Consider the following 19,122-nt stretch of genomic DNA (forward strand, 5'->3'; position numbering starts at 1 on the left):
GCGACAGTATCTCTGGGTTGGGGGAAAGAACGATGGCCCAGTTAGAAGGTTGGCTCTCTAGAGTGACGCGCCGATTCGGCGAGATGATGTCTGGCGTCCCGGCCTCTGACACCGATGCGCCGACCTCAACTCCGCGTCCCAGAGGGACCGCCTCCACCTCAGCGGCTGCGCCCAACTCGCCGACGAATTTCGATAGAGCACCACCAGGCATCAGCCTAAGCGCCAACGGCCGATACCTATTTGGTGGATATTCGTTCTCAACGCTCGAGCAGGCATCCGACTACGCCAAACGGATGACCAAGCTGGCAGCGCCGACGGTTGCCGTTGCTCCCGCTCGACCTTTACAGCCAGCCCCTTCCAAATCGAAGGGACAACGCGTTCCCGCCTGCTGGGTCGACAATGCGGCAACAGTCATGGTGGGAACGCGGAACGTCGCCGTCGACATGGTCTACTACGGCACTCCTGGCCGGCATGACCCCGCCCGTGACAAGAGCCGGATCGATCCCACGCTTCCGATCGATCCCCGAGGTGATCGCTCGGGCGACACCCTCACATACTGGCAGAGCTACGACCGGCTCGACCCGCGCGCACGCTGGACCTACCTCGACTGGCTGGAAGGTGGCCGAACAGATCCCACCATCCCTATCGGCTACGTCTTCGTATTCTTCTACGGCCTCGAGCAGCGCCTGCTGGTAGATGACGCCAAGGAGGAGGCCCCTGCGATCTTCGGGGAAGTCCGGCGTCTACTCGCGATACATGGAGAGGACTACTCGTTCGCCGCCTATGCCTCGAAGCTGTTGGCACTCTCCTGCCTATACGGCGAGGCACGCGACGATCCGATCACTTCCGCTCCGCCCCACAACTACGAAATGGAGCTGCCGCTCAACGTGCGCGTGCGGCTGGGCACCCGCATCGAGCGCAATGAGCCCTTCGACGCGGACGACTGCCTGCTATGGGTGCTCTCGCTCCCTGACGTATATCTCCGCACGCCGGGACAACGGTGCTTCGTCGAGCTCCTTGAACTCTGGCGCATGCGGTTCGCCGTTCGCAACCCGGAAGGCCTCCGGGTCCGGCGGCCGAAGGTCAAGATCCGGTCCCAGTATAATTCAGCCAGCAGCACCTTCTCCCGCCCAATTGAAATGGACCTTCCTGACATTTCTGGGACGCAGGCACCGCTTGCTGGCCTCCGCACGATACTTGACGGCTGCATCGAGGATCTCTCGACCTACAGCCGGCTCCTGGGTCGCGATCCGGCGTTCCGTGGATCGCTGCGCGGCGACCTCCTGCTACCGCTTGAACTGCGGCGGGGCCGGTTGTCCTTGGCCGAATGTCGGAGCGCCCTCGACCTTTCCACGGCCAGCGGTCTCGCGGCAGTCGTCGATGTGGCTCGCGCGCTTGGCCTGGAGCTTGAAGCCGGCGCCGAGAAGCTCCCGGCGGCAACCGTCCGACAGATCGGCGTCGCCCTCGATGCACTCGATCTCGGGTTCGAGCCGGATCGTCGCTACGGGCCGGCTGCCGCTCTGAGGACAGACGGGCGCATCGCTCTGTTCCCAGCAAGTCTCGGCGGGGCGGTCGATCCCGACCGTGGGCCATATGCCGCTGCCCGCGTAATGGTCGAGGTCGCCATGCTGGCCGCAGTATCCGACGGGACAGTCGCCTCATCGGAGATGGACGCCATCGAGCGCCGGCTCCGCTCGACACCCGAACTTAAGGAAGAGGAGATCACCCGGCTCCTCGCTTGCGGGAGCGCGCTTGCGGCGGATCCGCCAAAGGTCCGCGCAGCGCTGAAGAAGCTGGCGGACGTCGCGCCGGAGAACCGAGCGGCGCTTGCAGCCGCAGCGGTCGAGGCGGTGCTGGCGGACGGTCGTGTCCTGCCGGACGAGGTGAGATTTCTCGAGGCCCTCCACGCCGCCCTCGGACTTCCCGCGAGTGCGCTCTATTCGGCGCTGCATCGTAGCGGCGAGGATGTCGGACCGGTCGAAGTGGTATCGGCCATCGACGAGCGAACAGTGCCGCTGCCGGATGAACCGAAGCGATCTGGCATGTCCATCGACATCGCGCGACTCGAGAGGATCAGGGGCGAGACGACGCAGGTGTCCGCCATGCTCGCGTCCATCTTCGTCGAGGACGAGCCCGAACCGGCCCCCGCTCCGCCGCCCAAGGAAAATGCCACCGCATCCGCCTTCGCTGGCTTGGATGGCCCGCATTCCGACCTTCTCGTCCGTCTCCTGGCCGGCCCCATGGCTAGAACCGACTTCGACGCGCTCGCGACTGAGCTGCGCCTGATGCCGGACGGAGCCATCGAGACGCTCAACGAATGGGGCTTCGACACCCTCGGCGAGCCCATAGTCGAGGATGACGACGACGTGCGCGTCTCCTCCGAAGTCATTGACCAAATTGAACCAATGGGAGTTGCCGCTTGAGCACAATCCGACGCAAGGATCGGGACCTCATCATTCAGGCTCTCTCCGCAGGTGTTGTGCCGCGGGTAGGCCTCCAGCACATCCAGGTGGGACGCTCACAGGAGGTCGGCGCGCTCGTGCGCGACATCGACCGTATCGCGGACGCCGGATCGGCGGTGCGCTTCGTCATCGGCGAGTATGGGGCTGGCAAGACCTTCTTCCTGAACCTCGTGCGCCTCATCGCCCTCGAACGGAAATGCGTCACGGTTCACGCCGATCTCGCTCCCGACCGCAGGCTGCACGCAACAGGAGGCCAGGCACGAGGCCTGTATGCTGAAGCCATCCGGAACATGGCCACGCGCACGAAGCCGGAAGGCGGCGCCCTCCCCAGCATCGTAGAGCGGTTCGTAACCGAATGCGTGAGGGAGGCCGAAGACGGCGGCTCACCGGTCGAGCGCATCATAGACCGGCGCCTTGCCCCCTTATTGGAGATGCTAGGCGGTCACGACTTCTCGACGGTGCTTAAGACATATTGGCGCGCTTATGAGGAAGGCGATGACAGCCTCAAAGCGGCCGCACTGCGTTGGCTAAGGGCGGAATACCCAACCAAGACCGAGGCGCGGCAGGCGCTCCCGGTCCGCAGCATCATTGACGATGCCGACGTCTACGACACGTTCAAGCTGCTTTCCGCTTTCGTTCGCATTGCGGGCTACTCCGGCCTCCTTGTGGTGTTCGACGAGTTGGTCAACCTCTACAAGCTGCAGAGCTCGCAGGCGCGCAACCAGAACTACGAGCAGCTTCTGAGGATGCTCAACGACGTGCTTCAGGGTAACGTCGAGGGGCTCGGCTTCGTGTTCGGGGGGACGCCAGAATTTCTGCTCGACAGCCGACGCGGCCTCTACAGCTACAAGGCGCTCCAGTCCCGTCTGGACGAGAACAGCTTTGCAACCGAGGGGCGGATCGATCTCAGCGGACCAGTGATAAGGCTGCAGAGCCTCTCGCCCGAGGATCTCCTTGTGCTGCTGGGGAACATCAGGTCGGTCTTCGCACTCGGAGATGCGTCGGCCTTTCTCGTGCCCGACGAGGCAAAGACCGCATTCATGGAGCATTGCAACAAGCGGATCGGAGAAGCCTACTTCCGCACGCCTCGCAACACGATCAAGGCGTTCGTCCAGTTCCTATCCGTCCTGGAGCAGAACCCTGACACGCAGTGGCACGAACTAATCGGCGCGGTGTCGCCTGAAAAGGAGGAGCCCGAAGAGCCAGAGGCGGACGACGAGCTTGTCGACCTCCGCATCTGACGTCCCTTCCTATGATCGGCTCCATCCTGAAATCCGCCGCTGGGTTCGCGACGAGGGATGGACCGGCCTGCGTGAGATACAGGACACCGCGATCCGTTCGATCCTGGGGTCGGACAGCGACGTGATCATCATGGCGGGCACGGCGTCGGGCAAGACCGAGGCCGCGTTCCTGCCGCTGCTCACCGAAGCAGCGGAGATGACAGGGGGGGGCCTTCGCCTCCTCTACATCAGTCCCCTCAAGGCTCTCATCAACGACCAGTTCCGGCGCCTGGAACCGCTATGCGAACGGCTAGGCCTGCCGATCACCCGATGGCATGGTGACGCGCCTCAGGGACCGAAGACGCGGCTGCTCAAAACGCCGGCCGGCGTAGCCCTGATCACGCCTGAATCAATCGAGGCACTTCTCCTGCGTCGCCCCGCCGATGCCGCCAAGCTGTTTCGTGGCGTGCATGGGATCGTGGTCGACGAGCTCCATGCATTTCTTCAGGGCCCGCGCGGGTTGCACCTGGCGTCCCTTCTCCGTCGCATCGACAGGATAGCGTCCGGACGCCCGCGACGGGTAGGGCTCTCCGCCACGCTTGGTGATGCCAACGCCGCCTGCCGCTGGATGAACGCGGTGAACCCACAGAGTGTCGACGTGCTTCGCGCGCCGCAGAGCGGTCCAGGAGTCAGGCTGCAAATCCGCGGCTACGAGGAGCCACCCGAGGGAGCAGCGATCGACGAAATTGCGGATAACGGTGCGAGCGATGCGCTCAGCCAGATCGCCGACCATATCTTCTCAAACCTGCGCGGATCGAACAATCTAGCGTTCGCTGGATCACGCCGCACGGTCGAGGCCCTTGCCGACCGTCTGCGCGAACGGTCGGAGCGCGACAACGTGCCGGAGGAGTTCTTTCCCCATCACGGCAGTCTTTCAAAGGACCTGCGCGAGTCGCTTGAGACGCGCCTCAAGGCCGGCGACCAGCCAACCACCGCCGTAGCGACGACGACGCTCGAGCTCGGCATAGATCTTGGCAGCGTCCAGTCGGTCGCACAGGTGGGGGCGCCCAGATCGCTTTCAGGTCTGAAGCAGCGTCTTGGCCGGAGCGGTCGCCGCGGGACCCCGGCAGTGCTTCGGATCTATGTCCGCGAGGATCATCTCGATCCGGATTCCGATCCTCTGGACAAGTTGCGGCTGGAAACGGTGAGGGCTGTCGCCTGCGTCCGGCTCCTGCAGGCAAACTGGGTCGAGCCATCAACTGAGGACTCCTCGCTCGCTACGGTGGCGCTGCATCAGACCCTGTCACTCATTGCATCGCAGGGCGGGGTCCGAGCAGCCGCTGCGCACAAGCTCCTGTTCGGCCAAGACAGCTACCTAGCTTTCCCGCCTGCGGATTACGCCGATCTCCTACGAGGAGCCGGTCCCCAGGGCTCCGACCTTCTCGAGCAATCGCCAGACGGCATCCTCATGCTTGGGAAAACTGGAGAGGAATTGGTCCAAGCGCGAGACTTCTATGCCGTCTTCAAGACCGATGAAGAGTGGCGGCTGGTCTCGAGCGGTCGGACACTCGGAACCGTTCCGCTCACCAACGTCCTCGGGATTGGATCGCTCGTAGGCTTTGCAGGTCGGAGGTGGAGAGTTGAGGCTGTCGACGATCGCGCCAAGGTGCTCGACGTCGTTCCCCATCGGTCCGGCAAGCTGCCACGCTTCGACCGACCGGCGAACGAGCAGTTGCACGACCGCGTCACTGCGACGATGCTGGAGGTGCTGTCCGACCACGAGGTCCCGGCATATCTCGACGCGGCCGGAAAGGAGTTCCTCTTGCAGGGGCGCAACGCGTTCCGCGAACTTGGCCTTGACCGGCGCGCACTTCTTCCGGCGGCGCGCGATACCCACGTCATCACCTGGCGCGGCACGGCTGTAAATTCGGTGCTGTCGATCGTTCTCATGAGCGCCGGCATCGAGGTCGCTGTCCACGACGTGGGCGTGACTGCAGTCGACATAACACCTGAGCAACTGGCTTCAGTTCTCCGTCAGGCGGGCGATTGCCCGCCGATGGAGGATCTATCGGACTTCGTCGCGGGCCTCCGAACAGCGAAGCTGGACGACTTCGTCGATGAAGCGCTCCTGCGGCGGCTATGGGCGACCCGGAACGAAAGGTATCGTGACGACGTAACCCATGTTCTGGAGAACCTCAGATCAGCGACAGCTACGCTCGGACACGAATGCTGAGCCCGCCTCTCGAAAGGAACCAGTACCCGGCATTGGGAAAACTGAAAGGATGTTCGACGCCCGCAATTGGGTGAACCTAGGGCAGCTTTCAGGGTGCCCGATCGAGGCACTGAACGTCCGGAAAGTTGGCGGCTGCGGTCGACACGTCGAGCGAGGGTGGGACCGGCGGGTCCCGACCAGACCCAGTCGCTCACGTCAGCGACCGCAACCGTCTGCTTCCGACAGAAGCTGCCGATGAGCCCGCCGAAGCGGCGCGGTAGGAAGGCGCCCCAAAGACGGTCATTCATGAGAACCGAGCGCTCTCCTAAAAGCAGTCTTTCACCCGAACTTCCGCGCGATGTCCGCAATTGGGCGGAAAACTTGGGCCACAGGCCCACGCGCACGCCGCCGCGCGTGGCGGCCGCGTTGAAGAAAGCGCTTGCCGCGTGATGTCGTTTGTGAGTTTGGCGCCAACGCGTTTGCCGTGCTTAGCGTGGAACACTTGCTGGCGCTCAGCGCGGTTTGCGGTTGGCCGCCTTCTTTTGCTTGATTAGCTTGAGCGGGCGCTTCGCGCGCGCTTGCGCGCGGATGCGCTCGGCCGAACGGATTTCGTCCAGATCGTAGAAATGTCCGGTGATCCAGCTGGCCAAATAATCTCGACCACGATCGGCGTAGAGGCTGCCCCGTGCCGCCCTCTTGCCCAGTTCAGCGTCAAGGATGTGCAGTACCGCCTTCCAGTCGCTGGGCCGAGAACGCGTCAGCTGTTCGAGCAGCCGGCCGACCGCGCGGCTTCGCTGCCAGTCCGGGAGCGGCGCGCTCCAGATCGCGTGCATCAGGCCGATCGTGACGCCAATATGCGCGTTCATGTCGGCCTTGGCGCCCCCCATGAAGCGGATTGCTGCCTCGTAGAGTGCGAATGCGCGCGGGTCGTCGAGGATCAGGATTCCGATCATCGTCTTCGCATCGAGCCAGAGATGCTCATGCCGCATTGCGCCCAGCAAGCCGACCGCGACGAGATAGTCTTGCTCCGCGATCACATTGTCGGCGGCCATGGCATGGAACAAGACTTGCAGCCACGCTCCGCCGATCACTTGCCGCTGCGCGGCATATTGGCGCAACCGCATATCCTCCGACACGATGATTAGCACTTGGTCATTGGCCAGCTGGATCGGATCGAAGATCTTCTGCGCCTTGTACGACCCCAGCAAGCGCTCCAGTCTCGGATCGAACAGGCCATCGACCGGCAGGATGTCGCAGTGCTGTTCGATATCAGCGATGACGGCGTTGACCATGGCGATCTTGGCTTCGGTCTCCTCTGGCGTATGGACCTGCCGCCATGCCTGGTCGCCTTCGAACCCCATTGTCATGAATTCACGGCCGCGGTTGGACTCGACCTTGCTGCGGACCTCCAACATTTCGTCGAAGGTCGAGCGCGCGATGCAAAGCCGACCGAAATACGCTTTCGCTGCGGCTAGCTGGCCAAGTTCGCGCAGCTGCCAGACCGTAAGCGTGTCGAGCACGGCGCCCTTGCCCCGCGCGGCGCGGACGAAATCGATTGCTTCCAGGCGCTCATCCAAGGTGCCGACGCACGTGCGCAGGTTGCGGCCAGACGCTGTCAAATGCTCGGCAAGCGCGAGTACATGCTTGTTCGCCATCGCCGCAACCGCGGCCAGCGGCACCTGAAGATTGGCATAGCTGTCGGCAAGGACATCGTCTTTGCCCTGCAGGTCGCGTACCATATCGAGGATCGGCTGCACGTCGCCTTCCTTCATGGTCATCTCGACTAGCGACGTGGCCTCCGGGAACCGCGCGGCGTGAGTCGCCAAGATGTCGTGCAGCAGCCAGATATATTTGTGCTTGAGTTCGCGCACCCGGTAGCGGCGATCGGCGCCCAGTTCTGCCGGCATGACGATATCGTCACCGACGCTTTTGCCGATCAGCGCCGCGGCAAGCGGGTGCTCGATCGCATAGGTGTTCACCCCTTGGGTCTGCGCCGCGTCGATGATCCCTTGCGCATCGCGCGTGCCGTCCAGTCCTTCCAGATCGAACCAGAAATCAACCTGCGCCGGTCCCGCACGCCCGATCGGTGCCGGCAGCGTCTCGTCGGGGAAGATGAGGCCCGGATAGGACGCCATCACGTCTTCGTTCTGACGGTTGGCGACCGCGACCCGATATCCGAGCCGCAGCGCGCGCTCGGTCTCGCCGACGCGGCGATGGTTGTGCGCCAGCCGCATAAGATCCTCGGGCGACCCCGCAACCATGGCATCATCAACCTGGCGGAGCAGGTCGGTTGCGCCGCCTTCGCGATTGGCGCGCGACAGTGCGCTGGCGAGCAGAAGGATCGCGCGGAGATCGCTCGGGTCCGCGGCGATGACCGGGCGCAGGTAGCGCTCTGTCGCCGCGAGATCGCCGCGATTATGTTCGGCCGCGCCCGCCAGTCGTGCGAAGCGCGGCTCGGCAATCACCGTCGTTCCAAGCCCCTTAAAAAAAGCCGACGTGCGCGGCCGGGTCGGTGCATTGGCGAATGCCAGCGCCAGCCAGGCGAGTTCTTCCGAAACGCCGTCCATGCGGACATGCCCGTCAAGCACGTCGATTGCATCGTCCCAGGCTTCGCGAAAGATCGATAGCTGCGCGAACATGACCCGATCGGCATAGCTGGTCGTCTCGCCGATCAGTCGTTTTGCCTTGGCGGCAACCGCCGCCGCCTCGCTTGGCTTCTCCTTGAGATAAATGTCCGCGACTGCGATGTGCGCTGCCACGCCCAGCGGCCATGTCGCAAGGAGCTGTTCGACTTCGTGAGCCAGATCGAAGGTCGCATCGCTTGTGTACCGCGCGCGGAATACCAACGTGTCGAATGTCTGCTGGTCGGCCGGGCCAAGCGTCGCCCGACGTTCAGCCGTCGCCTCTGCAATCACGCCGGAAAAATCGTTTTGATTGGTCAGCGCGACCATCAGCGGCAGAGAGACCTTGAGGCGATTCGGGGCCTGGCGCAGCAGCTCCGCAGCATCGCCAAAGCGGTTCTGGTCGATCGCAACCGCCGCGGCGACCTCGAAACGGTCGGCATCGTCGCTGCCTAGCGCCAGCACCTGATCGACCACCGCCTTTGCGCGGTCAAGCTCGCCGAGCGCACGATAGGCGGTGACCAGATTGTAGCCGACCATCATCCAATTGGACTCGGTCGCATTCTCATAGTGTCGGACATCGTCCCAATGCCGCTGGAGCAGCGCCGCCCCCGCGGTCAGCTTATCGCGGCAATCCTCGTCGAGCAGCCTGCGCCGCTCCAGGCGCTGCTTAGCGATCGCCTCGTCGATCAGCGCATCGCCCGCCATTCGTATCGCATTGCCCTCGTCGGGAAACCGTTCGAGCGTTTCTGCGGCGAGTTGCCACCAGCTGTCCGGCGCATGCTTGGCGCGCAAATAGCTCAGCCGGTAGATGCGCACGCTGAGCTCATCCAGCGTCGGCGTCGGCACGATCGCCATCGGATCGTGCGCCGCCCCCTCCATCGAGGCGATCTGGAAGGCGAGCCCAGCGGCACCGATATTGGCGGGGTCTTCGTCCAGCACTTGTTGGGCAAAGCCCCAGGCACCTTCAAGATTGCCGCGCAATATCAGCGCCAGCACATAGTTGCCGCGCACCTTAGGGTCGCTCGGATTGAGCACATAGGCTTCGGCCAGTAGATCTGCACCGCTGCTCTCGTCCCCGAGATTGAGCCGGGCAAACGCGATATTGGCTTTGACTCGCGCCCGGATCGCTGCGGAACTTGTCTCATTGAGCGTCGCATCCAACGTCTCGAGCAACGCGAGCGCGGTGCGCGGCTTCCCCCCATTCATCAACTCTCGATAATGGTCGACTTGCTGATCGAGGTGCTGGTCGAGCGCGCTGCGCGCCGTATCGGCCGGGCCGAGCGATACTGTAGCCTCAATCGCCACGACTCGCTGAAGGATCTGCTCGCCGAGGTCGAGGATCCTGCCTTGTGCCTCTACCGACTCTTCGCCCAACGCGGTCAGCTTGTTGGTCGATGCACTATATTCCGGGTCGAATGCCGCCAGCGCGCGCGCGTCGGCGCGAATCCTGTCCTGGAGAGTATCCCAGCCCCACACCTGGATGTCGATTTTGCGGCCGGCATTTGCCTGCTGCTGGCTCAATTCAATCGCCAACAAGTCGAGCGCCGGCTCGTCGGTGGCCGTGGTAACGATGTAGAATTCGGTCAGCGGTGGCGTGATCGTCAGCGCCTGCGCGACTTCCGAGCGAACTACGGATGTTTGGAGCTTGGCGCCGCGGGTAATCAGCTTGCACTGAATGCCAACCGGCTGCGCAGGATTGCGGTCGCGCCGGCCGATCAGGTCGAGACCATACTGCTTTTTGCCCCTTGTGCCGAGAAGTTTGACATTGGGATCGCCGAGAATGCCGGCGAACAAGGGCACGCAATTGCTCTCGAATACCTTGTCGTCGGTCGGGATTCCAATGATCGTCGAAGAACTCAAACCTGCAACTCCGCTGGCATCGGTGGCGCGCCCGAGTGAAAAACGCGGTGCCCGCTGCGTTCCCTTCTCGTTCTACACTCTATCACGCTTGGCCAAGAGGCAATGCGGGATTGACGATTCCTGTGGGGGCGGTCGGCGAATATTGTGGGATAAGTTGTCGGGTCTCATCGCGCGTCGCACGCGCAGCAAGTGAATGTCGGCTCTGCTTTGCATTTGCCTGAAGGCCGCCGGGCCGCTAGCGGCCCAATCTCTGTCTTTCTAAAGTCTCGCTGGGCAAACGCCAGGTGTCCGCTGTTGGCCAGACCTGCCGTTCAGCCAGGCGCGAGGGAACGGCGGCAAAGTCGAAGGGTTTCGGGCGCCCGCAGGCGTACGAAAGTCTTACAAGTACGACCCGCGGTGAGGCTCGCACAGGTCTATGGGTAAAAGGGCTTTGGTGTGGATTGGGGTGACTGAAGCAAGCCTACCGGCCAGGCCGTGATGGGCGGAACAGCATAGAAGTCAGATGGCCATTGTGCTCGAAGCGCCGCTGATCCTGCTGGCAACGAGCCCAGTTTTGACTGTGCTGGCGGCGTCGACACACCTATCCCCATGGGCCGGGGCGCAGTGTTCACGGCCATTATGCAGGGTAAGCCATGCCGGATCATGGCGTGTTCTCCCGGGTCGGCGGTGCTGGCTGCGGCGGTGCACGCGGTTGGCACCAGCGGGTGAAGGCTTCAATGATGGTCATGTGCCCGCCGCAGCATGGGCATGGCAGACGATGATCGGGCGGTTCATCGGGTTCGGGCTCCTCGATCGGCGCGGCAACGCCCAGCAGCCTGCGGGCGAGCGCCATGGCCTCCTTGTGCGTTGAACTGGCGAGCAGGCCGTAATGCCGGATGCGGTGGAATCCGCGTGGCAGGACGTGGATCAGAAAGCGGCGGATGAACTCGTCGGTCGCCAGCGTCATGACCTGCTGGCGTTCGGCGCCATCGCGGCGATAATCTTTGTACCGGAACGTCACGCCGGTCTCGTCGAAGCCGATGAGGCGCCGGTTCGAGATGGCGACGCGGTGGGTGTAGCGCGAGAGATAGGCCAACACGGCCTGCGGCCCGGCGAAGGGTGGCTTGGCATACACCACCCAGCGCTTCTTCCTGATCGGCGACAGATACCGCAGGAAAACCTTGCGTGTCGCGAGGCCCGCCAAGGTGCTGAAGAAAGCCAACTTGCCGGCATCGAACAACGCCAGGAGGCGCGTGAGGAACAGCCGGCGGAACAATGCGCCCAGCACGCGCACCGGCAGCAGGAAGGCGGGGCGCGACGAGACCCAGCGCGTGCCGTCCAGCGCGATGCCGCCGCCGGGCACGATCATGTGCACATGCGGATGGTGCGTCAGCGCCGATCCCCAGGTGTGCAGCACAGCGGTGATGCCGACCCGCGCGCCGAGGTGCTTGGGATCGGCGGCGACGGTCAGCATCGTGTCCGCAGCGGCGCGGAACAGCAGATCATACACCACCGCCTTGTTCTGCCAGGCAATGTCGGCGATCTCGGCGGGCACGGTGAACACGACGTGGAAGTAGCCCACCGGCAACAGATCGGCCTCGCGCGCGGCCAGCCAGGTGCGCGCCGCCGCACCCTGGCACTTGGGACAGTGCCGGTTGCGGCACGAGTTGTAGGCGATCCGCCAGTGCCCGCAGTCATCGCAGGCCTCGACGTGACCGCCCAGCGCGGCGGTGCGGCAATTCTCGATGGCCGTCATGACCTTGAGCTGGCCGAGGCTTAGATGCCCGGCATGGGCTGCCCGATAGGCAGGCCCGGCGCTACGGAAGATATCGGCGACCTCGAGCGAGGCGCGCACCGGCTCAGCCGGGAGGAGCCACCTGCGCCTCGAGCAGCGTCGTCAACTTGTCCAGCGGACTGATGACCGCGCGCACGGTTCGGGTTGCGACCGTGGTGTAGAAAGCGGTGGTCTCGAGGTTCGCATGCCCGAGCAGCGCCTGGATGATCCGAATATCGACGCCGTCTTCCAGCAGATGCGTGGCGAAGCTGTGCCGCAGGGTATGTGGGCCGACCCGCTTCTTGATACCCGCGGCCTCTGCAGCATCGACAACGATCCGATGGAGCTGTCGAGTACTAAGCGGCTTGAGATAATGCATGCCCGGGAACAGCCAGCCATCGGCGTGCATGACGCCTTGCTTGCGGCCCACCGTCCACCACTCGCGCAAAAGGGCAAGAAGGTCAGCGGGCAGGAGCGCATTGCGATAGCGCCCGCCTTTACCGCGCTCCACTCGCAGGAGCATGCGCTTGCTGTCGACATCGCGGACCTTCAGCATCGTCACTTCGGCGGCGCGCAAGCCAGCGCCATACGCAACGGACAGTGCAGCCTTGTGCTTCAGGCAGTTGGTCGCGCCGAGGAGAAGCACGACCTCTTCGCGGCTGAGGACAATGGGCAAGGAGCGCGGATTTTTGACCGTGTAGAGCTTGCGGGACAGATCCGGGCGATCAATGCTGTGGGTGAAAAAGAAGCGCAGCGCAGAAACGATGCTGTTCATGGTCGGGATCCCTATGCCCGCCTCGCGCTGTTCGACCTGGAATTGCCGGAGTTCTTCTACCGTCGCAGTATCGGGGGGACGCCCAAGATATGTGGCGAACCTCGCGACATGCCGCACGTAATCGAACTGGGTCTTCCGCGTGAACCGGCGCATGTTCATGTCTTCGATCATGCGCTGACGCAGCGAAGTGACGGGAGCATCAGACAAAACATTGGTCATGGTACGACTCCTTGGTTGAAAGGAGCCGGAATCGTCTGCCTACCTGGCCCAGACCTCAACTTAGACCCAAACCGCCGATCACTGGCCTGACCTCAAAACAAGTGCCACTCCCGCGCCAGCGGGTTCGTACATGTCCCAGCCCCAGTCTTTCCGGCATCGCCTCCACACGATGAATGAAAGACGGGTTTTGACGAGGCCATTCAAGCGCTGGAACGGCAGGGATTTTGGAGAATCTCGTCAGGAAAGAACAGCCGCATCACGATGGGAACAGGATAGCTGTATAATTCTGCGCACCGTGCAGGATGTGCAGGATGTGCACTTTACCCGCTTCAACCCTGTAGAAGATGAAATAATCTCTGTGCACCCGGCGCCTCACCCCTGCGGTTTCATAGCGCGGGACCAGTGGGAAGCGCTCAGGCATATCGGCCAAGCCCAGACATTTTTCACGCAGTTCGCGCAAGAAGCTCAACGCTCGTGACGGATTATCTCGCGCAATGAAATCGCCAATCGCCTCGAGATCAAATTCCGCCTCCGCAGTGAGATAAACGATCATTCGTCCGCCGCGCCCATCGCTCGATATTTGGCGTCGAGACGATCAAAGACCTCATCGACTGGAGCAGTTCGCCCTGAAGCGGCATCCGCCAGGCCGCGCGTAATCGACGCATCGAGAGCAGCGAGACGGGTCTCCCTGTCATGGATGAGCCGCACGCCCTCACGCAGCACTTCGCTTTTGGAATTGTAGCGTCCTGTCGCGACGAGGCTTGCCACAAACTGCTCCAACTGTTGACCGAGATCCGCGCTAATCATGGTTCCAGCACTCCTGTCTGAATGCCGTCATAGCAATTTATCAACAGTTGATAAAGCATCTCAGGCGCTTTGGTGCGGCGCAAGTCTGGCATGACGCGAGCCGCGCTGAGTTGCACGATGCCCTGTCCATCAGAAGGGTAGATTGCCTGAACCAGTGCCCCTCATCAAGAACCACATGGCGACTGAAAACATTGCCAATATGGGTAAAGCACGCTTCATAGCCATGATGACAGGCACGGCCCACAAACGCGCATCCTTTTCGGATAAGCCCAGGCGGCAAGGTCAAAGCCGCGTGCGGCTCGTTTTTCTCTACATTGCTTCCGGCTTTGCGTTCTCCGAAGGGGCCACCGCTCATCCGGGCGGATTGAATGCCGAGGGTTGCCACACCAACCGGAAGACCGGGGAATATCACTGTCACCGCCCAGGCAGAGCCACATCACCATTTGCCAATCGCCCAGTGCAGCGAGCGACCAGCGCAAGCAGCTACTTTCCGAATTGTGCGTCGGCACGAGCAGCCGGGGCTGCACCGCTGCGGCGTGGCGATCCTGGCTATCGTGCCGGCCTCGATCGCGACGATGATGGAATTGCTTGCGAATAAAGGCAGCGGCCGCCGGGACTGCGGGCTTGGTACTGGAACGTCACTCGCCCCTGATCTACTATCCTTCCATGCCCATTCTCATGTTTCTCGCCGCTGCCAGCACTCTTTGCCCGTCGCTTTCCGTGCATGACGGGGACACGATACGGTGCGGCGCCGAACGGGTGCGCATTGCCGACATCGATGCGCCTGAACTCCCGGATTCGCCTAAATGTCGGGACTATCGCGCCCGCTATGCCTGGTGCGATTTCCAGATGGGCGAACAAGCCCGTGATGCCCTTCGCGGGTTTCTGACCAGCGGCAAAGTTACCATCAAACGCCAGGGTATCGATCGCTATGGGCGGACTCTGGCTCTGGTGCGGGTCAATGGCGTTGACGCGGGTAAATGGCTCGTCAGCAAAGGTCTTGCCCGCCCCTGGAACTGACCCTGCGCGATTACTGTCCGCGCGGCTTCACCCAGGCCTCACACGTTCGGTCAACCGCCAAAGGGAATGGACACGGCACGCAAAGGGAGAAGGCGTCCTCTGGCGAGCCCTCAAGCCAGACCCGGCAGTCCTGCTCAGCCAGGACGACCGGCATCCGGTCGTGCACATCGGCCATCTGGGCACATCCGTCGACCATGACCATGCTGTAGGCGTCACCCCATTCCTGGGTTGGGCACCACAATCCGCCAACCGCAAACAGGTCTGAGCCTTCGAGCGAATACCAGGTCCGTGTCATGCGCCCCTTCTCCCCTTCGGCTTCGGCCCAGGCGGATATCGGGATCAGGCAACGACGCTTGATAAAACTGTCGCGCCAGAACGGCGTCGCGAGTTTGTCCTCGCGCGCATTGTTGACGGGCTTCGGCTTGAGCTGTTGACCATGCTTGCTCTTCAAAGCCAGCGGAAATCCCCAGGTCATTGGACGGACCTCGCCCTGTGCAACGACGAGCCCTGGGTAGCCGGGATACACCTCCACCCCGAAGTTCGCGCCGACAGCGGCTTGCACGGCGAAGGTCCTGCCGACTTCAGCGATACTCGAGCGCATCTTGTACAGGTTGCACATCGCAGAAACCTCCCCATTGGACCTCGCCATGTCAATCGCGCGGATGGCTCATAGCTCACCACCTTGTCGATTTGTTCCTTATATGTTCTAACGCACCCATGCGAATCGACACCGACACGATTGCCCAGGCAATCCTGAGCGCGCCGGGATGGGCGCGGGTAGGCATTACCGCCCCCGATGAACATCTGCGTCATGACGCAGCCCGCGAACTGGCGTGCGCCATTCTCGGCACTGACCCGAAGCCACGCTGGCTCGACGAGCAGTTGAAGCTCTCGTTGTGATGTGGTGCGCTGGACTGCCCAAGGCACGCATCAGGCCACCTGCATTTTCGAGGCAGCCTGCTTTCATCAGGCGATAAGGCCAGTCTGCCGATGTGGCCACGGCTCGTCGTTCAATCCTCATGGGTTGTGGTGGCTGTTCACCTGCCGCCACTGGGATGATCGCTTTTCTGCCGCGCGGGTGCGGTTCTGGTGCCGCCTTTGCGCTCTCAGGACTCGCAAGAAAGTCACGCCCACGCGGATCGAAACCCCATCGATTTCCGCAGCGGACCTGATCCTGCCCTGGCCCGACGAGCGCGAATGGAAGCGGGCCGTCCGGCGCTTCCGGGCGTAAGGTCAGAGGCCGATCTCGAATGGCCTGACGATCGAACGATCCCGTTCCGGCGCTTCCCGGACAGGGTCGGCCACCTGACCTTTGGCGAGCCCCGTGGCGGCAGCATTGCGCAGGAGATCGACCGTCTCCAGAGCCGAGCGCTTCATCCCGGTATTCTTCTCCACCGCAGTCTGGAGGCGATCGGCATTGTCGACAAAGAGCGTCAGACCGTCACGGAGCCGGGTGATGGTGACGAGGAAGGTCTGCTGGTTGGAAAGGTTGCGCTCGCGGCTGTCCATGACGGCAATGCCGCGATCCGAGGTCAGACCCTGCGCCATATGGGCATTGAGCGCATAGGCAAGGTCCATCCGCCGCAACATGGGATCGCTGCGCTTCAGTTCGTGCTCGGCGCCGGTCGACGTCACCAGTCGTACACGATCCTTGTCGACATCGAGAATGCGCGCCTGATCGGCATTGAGCAGGCCGCGCCGGTGATCGGTGTCGGTCCAGCGAATGCGATCACCGGAATGAATCTCGAGCGGCTTGACCTCGAACAGGCGCAAGACATCGCCTTGCGGCCGAAGCCTGCCCGGTCGGAACGCGACCTTTTCACCGCGCCTGTTTTCCAGAACCAGGCGCTCGCGCGACACATCGACCTCGGCGACGCGATAGCTACCACGCCCCAGCCCTTGCGTGCGCTGGCGCTGGTCGAACTCGACGACCATGCCCGGCGCATAGCTGCGGGCGTAGCGGAGTTCCTCGCGCGTCATATTGACCCGCGACAGAACCTCGAGCGCCATCGCCTCGCGCCCGAGTTCACCGTTGGCCTTGAGCCCTGTCTGGACGGCAGCATTGACGTCGCTGCGCAGCGCCCGGCCAGAAGCATAGATCGCGGTACGATCCCGCTCATCGGGCGACAGCGCAAGCCACGCCGCCGAAGCTGCGATAGCCGCCCCTTCAGGAACCTCGACGACATTGTCGCCCAGGAACCGCAAGGCTTCCTCGATTGCTCCGCCTTGCGCGGCCGACTGGGCGTCGCTCAGAGCCTTGTCTCGCCCGCGCAGGTTGAGGTTCATGACCGCCGTTTCGACACCGCCGCGCTGCATCACATCGAAGGGCTTGCCGGCATCGACTGCCCCCAGCTGTTTGCGATCGCCGATGCTGGCGAAGCGTTCGAGCTCGAGAAGGTTGGCAAGACGCACGAGCTTGTCCTTGTCGGCATTGCCGACCATCGACGCCTCGTCGAGCAGGACCACGGTGCCCTTCATCGAGGTGCGAGCTTCGGCAAGACGCACGGGATCGGCCCCGTCCAGAAGATCGCCATGGCGGCGCAGGAAGCGCGCCACGGTCATCGACGGGATGTCCGTATCGCGCTCGAGCATCTGGACGAGCGTGTTCTGGACAGCGAGGCCCAGCACCTGTCGTCCCTCCTCGCGCAGAATGTCGGCAACAGGCTTGAGCACCGTGCTCTTGCCCGCGCCGGCCACGCCCTGGATCGCGACGATGCGGTTGTGAGAGGATAGCAGGAGCCGCCCGGCAGCTTCCTGTCCGTGGTTCAGCGTCAGACCGTATCGAAGTTGCGAAAGCGCCTGGATACGCTCGCCTGCGACCTCGCTCGGAACGATGGCTGATCCGAGCCCCCTGCCCTCCTCCACCCCGGCCAGGATCCGTTGTTCGAGCCCGATGGCGCCAGGCGTTGTCATCATGCCCTTGTCGGCGCCTTTGCCTTCAACAAGATGGCCCTGCCGAACGAGTTGCTTCACCCGCCGTTCGATCTCGGGCATCGCCGTCGGCAACCCGAAACCGAGGGCCGCGCGAAAGACTTCGACGCGTGTGAAGGCAGCTTCCCTCTCGGAAAGATGTCGCACCGCCGACGCGACGGCATGGATGGCCGCCACCTCTTCGCGGGGACGCCCCGACAGGCGCGCAGGTACGAGTGGATCCCCCTCACGCAGTCCCAATCGACCTGCCAGGTCTTCAACCAGATCGCGGCCACGCGCAGCGAATGCCTGCGCCTCCTCGATCACACCGCCGATCATTCCAAGTTCGCGAACCGTCCGGGCATTGGCTTTCGCGACCAGTGCCGTAGGATCGAATCCCTCCCGCTCGCTCACCGCCTTCCAGTTAAGGACAAGCTGCGCGCGGTCTTCGATCGGCTGCTTGGGCACGCGGGTCATCAGGTTCGCCGCATTGCGCGCTGCAAGGCCGCTCGCCTGCATCGACTTGAGCTTTTCGACGATCTCGGCCCGCCGGGAACTGAAGGCATCGCGGACCTCCCTCGGGACGCCGGCCGCCTCGAAATTGCCATGCTTGCCGGTCTCGCCGATTGCGTAACCGAGGCGCTCGACCGAGAGACGGAAGCGCGCCATCGTCATCGCGTTGAGCAGGGTGTTGTGCTCCCACAGCCGGTCGTTGCGCAGCGCCCGCCACATGCCATCGGGCCCCTGCGTCACGTTGGCCACGACGGCATGCACGTGCGCATTGGGCTCCTGGTTGCGGTTGGTATCGTGCTGGAACAGCGCCACCACGAGGTTGCCCGTCTGGACGACCTTCTCCTTGCCCTTCGACTCCATACGGGTCTCGGCAAGGTTGCGTTCGGCCCAGGCCAGGGTCTCGCGCACCGCCTCGGCATAGGCATCGAGGACACGCGCATCGCCGCCCACAAGTGCGATGAGCGACCAGCTCTTGGGCATGGAGAAGGTCAGATCTGTCCCGGCACGATGGGTGCGCCCATCGCTCCCGACACGACTGCCATCGGGCAGCAGCCCCTTGAGCACCGCCTCGAACTGACGGGCCTCGACCTGCCCGACGAGACCCAGACGCTCGGCGCCCTTGCCGAACCAGGCTCCTGAGCGATCAGCATCGGCGCGGGTGTAGTAGTTGTCGGCAGCAAAGTAGGTAGCGGCGCCCCCCGCCGTCCGCACATTGGCGACTGAAAGCATGGGTAATCACTCCGAAAA

The 19,122-nt window shown here is 63.2% G+C and carries 13 protein-coding genes; 6 read left to right on the plus strand and 7 right to left on the minus strand.

Going from position 1 to position 19,122, the window contains the following annotated elements:
• Positions 1 to 293: 293 nt before the first annotated feature.
• The 3 genes from K3A84_RS04175 to K3A84_RS04185 are packed head-to-tail and all read left to right on the plus strand — an operon-like array spanning position 294 to position 5,915.
• The gene (locus K3A84_RS04175; RefSeq protein WP_225008032.1) at positions 294 to 2,423 is read left to right on the plus strand and encodes a tellurite resistance TerB family protein; all 2,130 of its coding nucleotides are present in this window, start codon (positions 294 to 296) and stop codon (positions 2,421 to 2,423) included.
• Positions 2,420 to 3,703 (plus strand): ATP-binding protein, encoded by a 1,284-nt coding sequence (locus K3A84_RS04180; RefSeq protein WP_225008033.1) that lies wholly within the window; start codon positions 2,420 to 2,422, stop codon positions 3,701 to 3,703. The genes K3A84_RS04175 and K3A84_RS04180 overlap by 4 nt, the downstream gene beginning before the upstream one ends.
• Positions 3,684 to 5,915 (plus strand): DEAD/DEAH box helicase, encoded by a 2,232-nt coding sequence (locus K3A84_RS04185; RefSeq protein WP_225008034.1) that lies wholly within the window; start codon positions 3,684 to 3,686, stop codon positions 5,913 to 5,915. Before K3A84_RS04180 ends, K3A84_RS04185 begins: the two co-directional genes overlap by 20 nt.
• Before the next feature lie 491 nt (positions 5,916 to 6,406).
• Here K3A84_RS04185 and K3A84_RS04190 read toward each other — a convergent pair whose 3' ends face one another.
• The 5 genes from K3A84_RS04190 to K3A84_RS04210 form a co-directional block, all read right to left on the minus strand.
• Complete coding sequence (locus tag K3A84_RS04190; RefSeq protein ID WP_225008035.1) at positions 6,407 to 10,378, minus strand: PIN domain-containing protein; 3,972 nt, start codon at positions 10,376 to 10,378, stop codon at positions 6,407 to 6,409.
• A gap of 640 nt (positions 10,379 to 11,018) precedes the next feature.
• Positions 11,019 to 12,212, minus strand: a complete 1,194-nt coding sequence (locus K3A84_RS04195; protein ID WP_225008036.1) for an IS91 family transposase — start codon at positions 12,210 to 12,212, stop codon at positions 11,019 to 11,021.
• 4 nt (positions 12,213 to 12,216) lie between these two features.
• A complete protein-coding gene (locus K3A84_RS04200; protein ID WP_225008037.1) occupies positions 12,217 to 13,125 on the minus strand; it encodes a tyrosine-type recombinase/integrase in 909 nt (302 codons plus the stop codon).
• A 256-nt stretch (positions 13,126 to 13,381) separates the two neighbouring features.
• Complete coding sequence (locus K3A84_RS04205; RefSeq protein ID WP_225008038.1) at positions 13,382 to 13,678, minus strand: type II toxin-antitoxin system RelE/ParE family toxin; 297 nt, start codon at positions 13,676 to 13,678, stop codon at positions 13,382 to 13,384.
• Entirely contained in the window at positions 13,675 to 13,932 is a 258-nt protein-coding gene (locus K3A84_RS04210; RefSeq protein ID WP_225008039.1) for a type II toxin-antitoxin system ParD family antitoxin, read from the minus strand. Before K3A84_RS04210 ends, K3A84_RS04205 begins: the two co-directional genes overlap by 4 nt.
• A 175-nt stretch (positions 13,933 to 14,107) precedes the next feature.
• Between K3A84_RS04210 and K3A84_RS04215 the strand changes: the two genes are divergently transcribed.
• A complete protein-coding gene (locus tag K3A84_RS04215; RefSeq protein ID WP_225008040.1) occupies positions 14,108 to 14,530 on the plus strand; it encodes an excalibur calcium-binding domain-containing protein in 423 nt (140 codons plus the stop codon).
• Positions 14,531 to 14,598: 68 nt separating this feature from the next.
• Complete coding sequence (locus K3A84_RS04220) at positions 14,599 to 14,952, plus strand: thermonuclease family protein (RefSeq protein ID WP_225008041.1); 354 nt, start codon at positions 14,599 to 14,601, stop codon at positions 14,950 to 14,952.
• 10 nt (positions 14,953 to 14,962) lie between these two features.
• Here the strand turns inward: K3A84_RS04220 and K3A84_RS04225 are convergent, their stop codons facing one another.
• Positions 14,963 to 15,571, minus strand: a complete 609-nt coding sequence (locus tag K3A84_RS04225) for an SOS response-associated peptidase (protein WP_225008042.1) — start codon at positions 15,569 to 15,571, stop codon at positions 14,963 to 14,965.
• 98 nt (positions 15,572 to 15,669) lie between these two features.
• Between K3A84_RS04225 and K3A84_RS04230 the strand changes: the two genes are divergently transcribed.
• A complete protein-coding gene (locus tag K3A84_RS04230) occupies positions 15,670 to 15,852 on the plus strand; it encodes a DUF6771 family protein (protein ID WP_225008043.1) in 183 nt (60 codons plus the stop codon).
• Between the two features lie 333 nt (positions 15,853 to 16,185).
• Here K3A84_RS04230 and mobF read toward each other — a convergent pair whose 3' ends face one another.
• Positions 16,186 to 19,104 (minus strand): MobF family relaxase, encoded by a 2,919-nt coding sequence (gene mobF / locus K3A84_RS04235; RefSeq protein ID WP_225008044.1) that lies wholly within the window; start codon positions 19,102 to 19,104, stop codon positions 16,186 to 16,188.
• Between the last annotated feature and the right edge of the window lie 18 nt (positions 19,105 to 19,122).

The sequence above is a fragment of the Novosphingobium percolationis genome (assembly GCF_020179425.1).
Lineage (GTDB): Bacteria > Pseudomonadota > Alphaproteobacteria > Sphingomonadales > Sphingomonadaceae > Novosphingobium > Novosphingobium percolationis.

Coding starts and splice junctions, on each gene's coding strand:
- K3A84_RS04215 (WP_225008040.1), top strand. CDS start 14,108: ATGGCGACTGAAAACATTGCCAATATGGGTAAAGCACGCTTCATAGCC.
- K3A84_RS04220 (WP_225008041.1), top strand. CDS start 14,599: ATGCCCATTCTCATGTTTCTCGCCGCTGCCAGCACTCTTTGCCCGTCG.
- mobF (WP_225008044.1), bottom strand. CDS start 19,104: ATGCTTTCAGTCGCCAATGTGCGGACGGCGGGGGGCGCCGCTACCTAC.
- K3A84_RS04205 (WP_225008038.1), bottom strand. CDS start 13,678: ATGATCGTTTATCTCACTGCGGAGGCGGAATTTGATCTCGAGGCGATT.
- K3A84_RS04230 (WP_225008043.1), top strand. CDS start 15,670: ATGCGAATCGACACCGACACGATTGCCCAGGCAATCCTGAGCGCGCCG.
- K3A84_RS04210 (WP_225008039.1), bottom strand. CDS start 13,932: ATGATTAGCGCGGATCTCGGTCAACAGTTGGAGCAGTTTGTGGCAAGC.
- K3A84_RS04200 (WP_225008037.1), bottom strand. CDS start 13,125: ATGACCAATGTTTTGTCTGATGCTCCCGTCACTTCGCTGCGTCAGCGC.
- K3A84_RS04225 (WP_225008042.1), bottom strand. CDS start 15,571: ATGTGCAACCTGTACAAGATGCGCTCGAGTATCGCTGAAGTCGGCAGG.
- K3A84_RS04175 (WP_225008032.1), top strand. CDS start 294: ATGACCAAGCTGGCAGCGCCGACGGTTGCCGTTGCTCCCGCTCGACCT.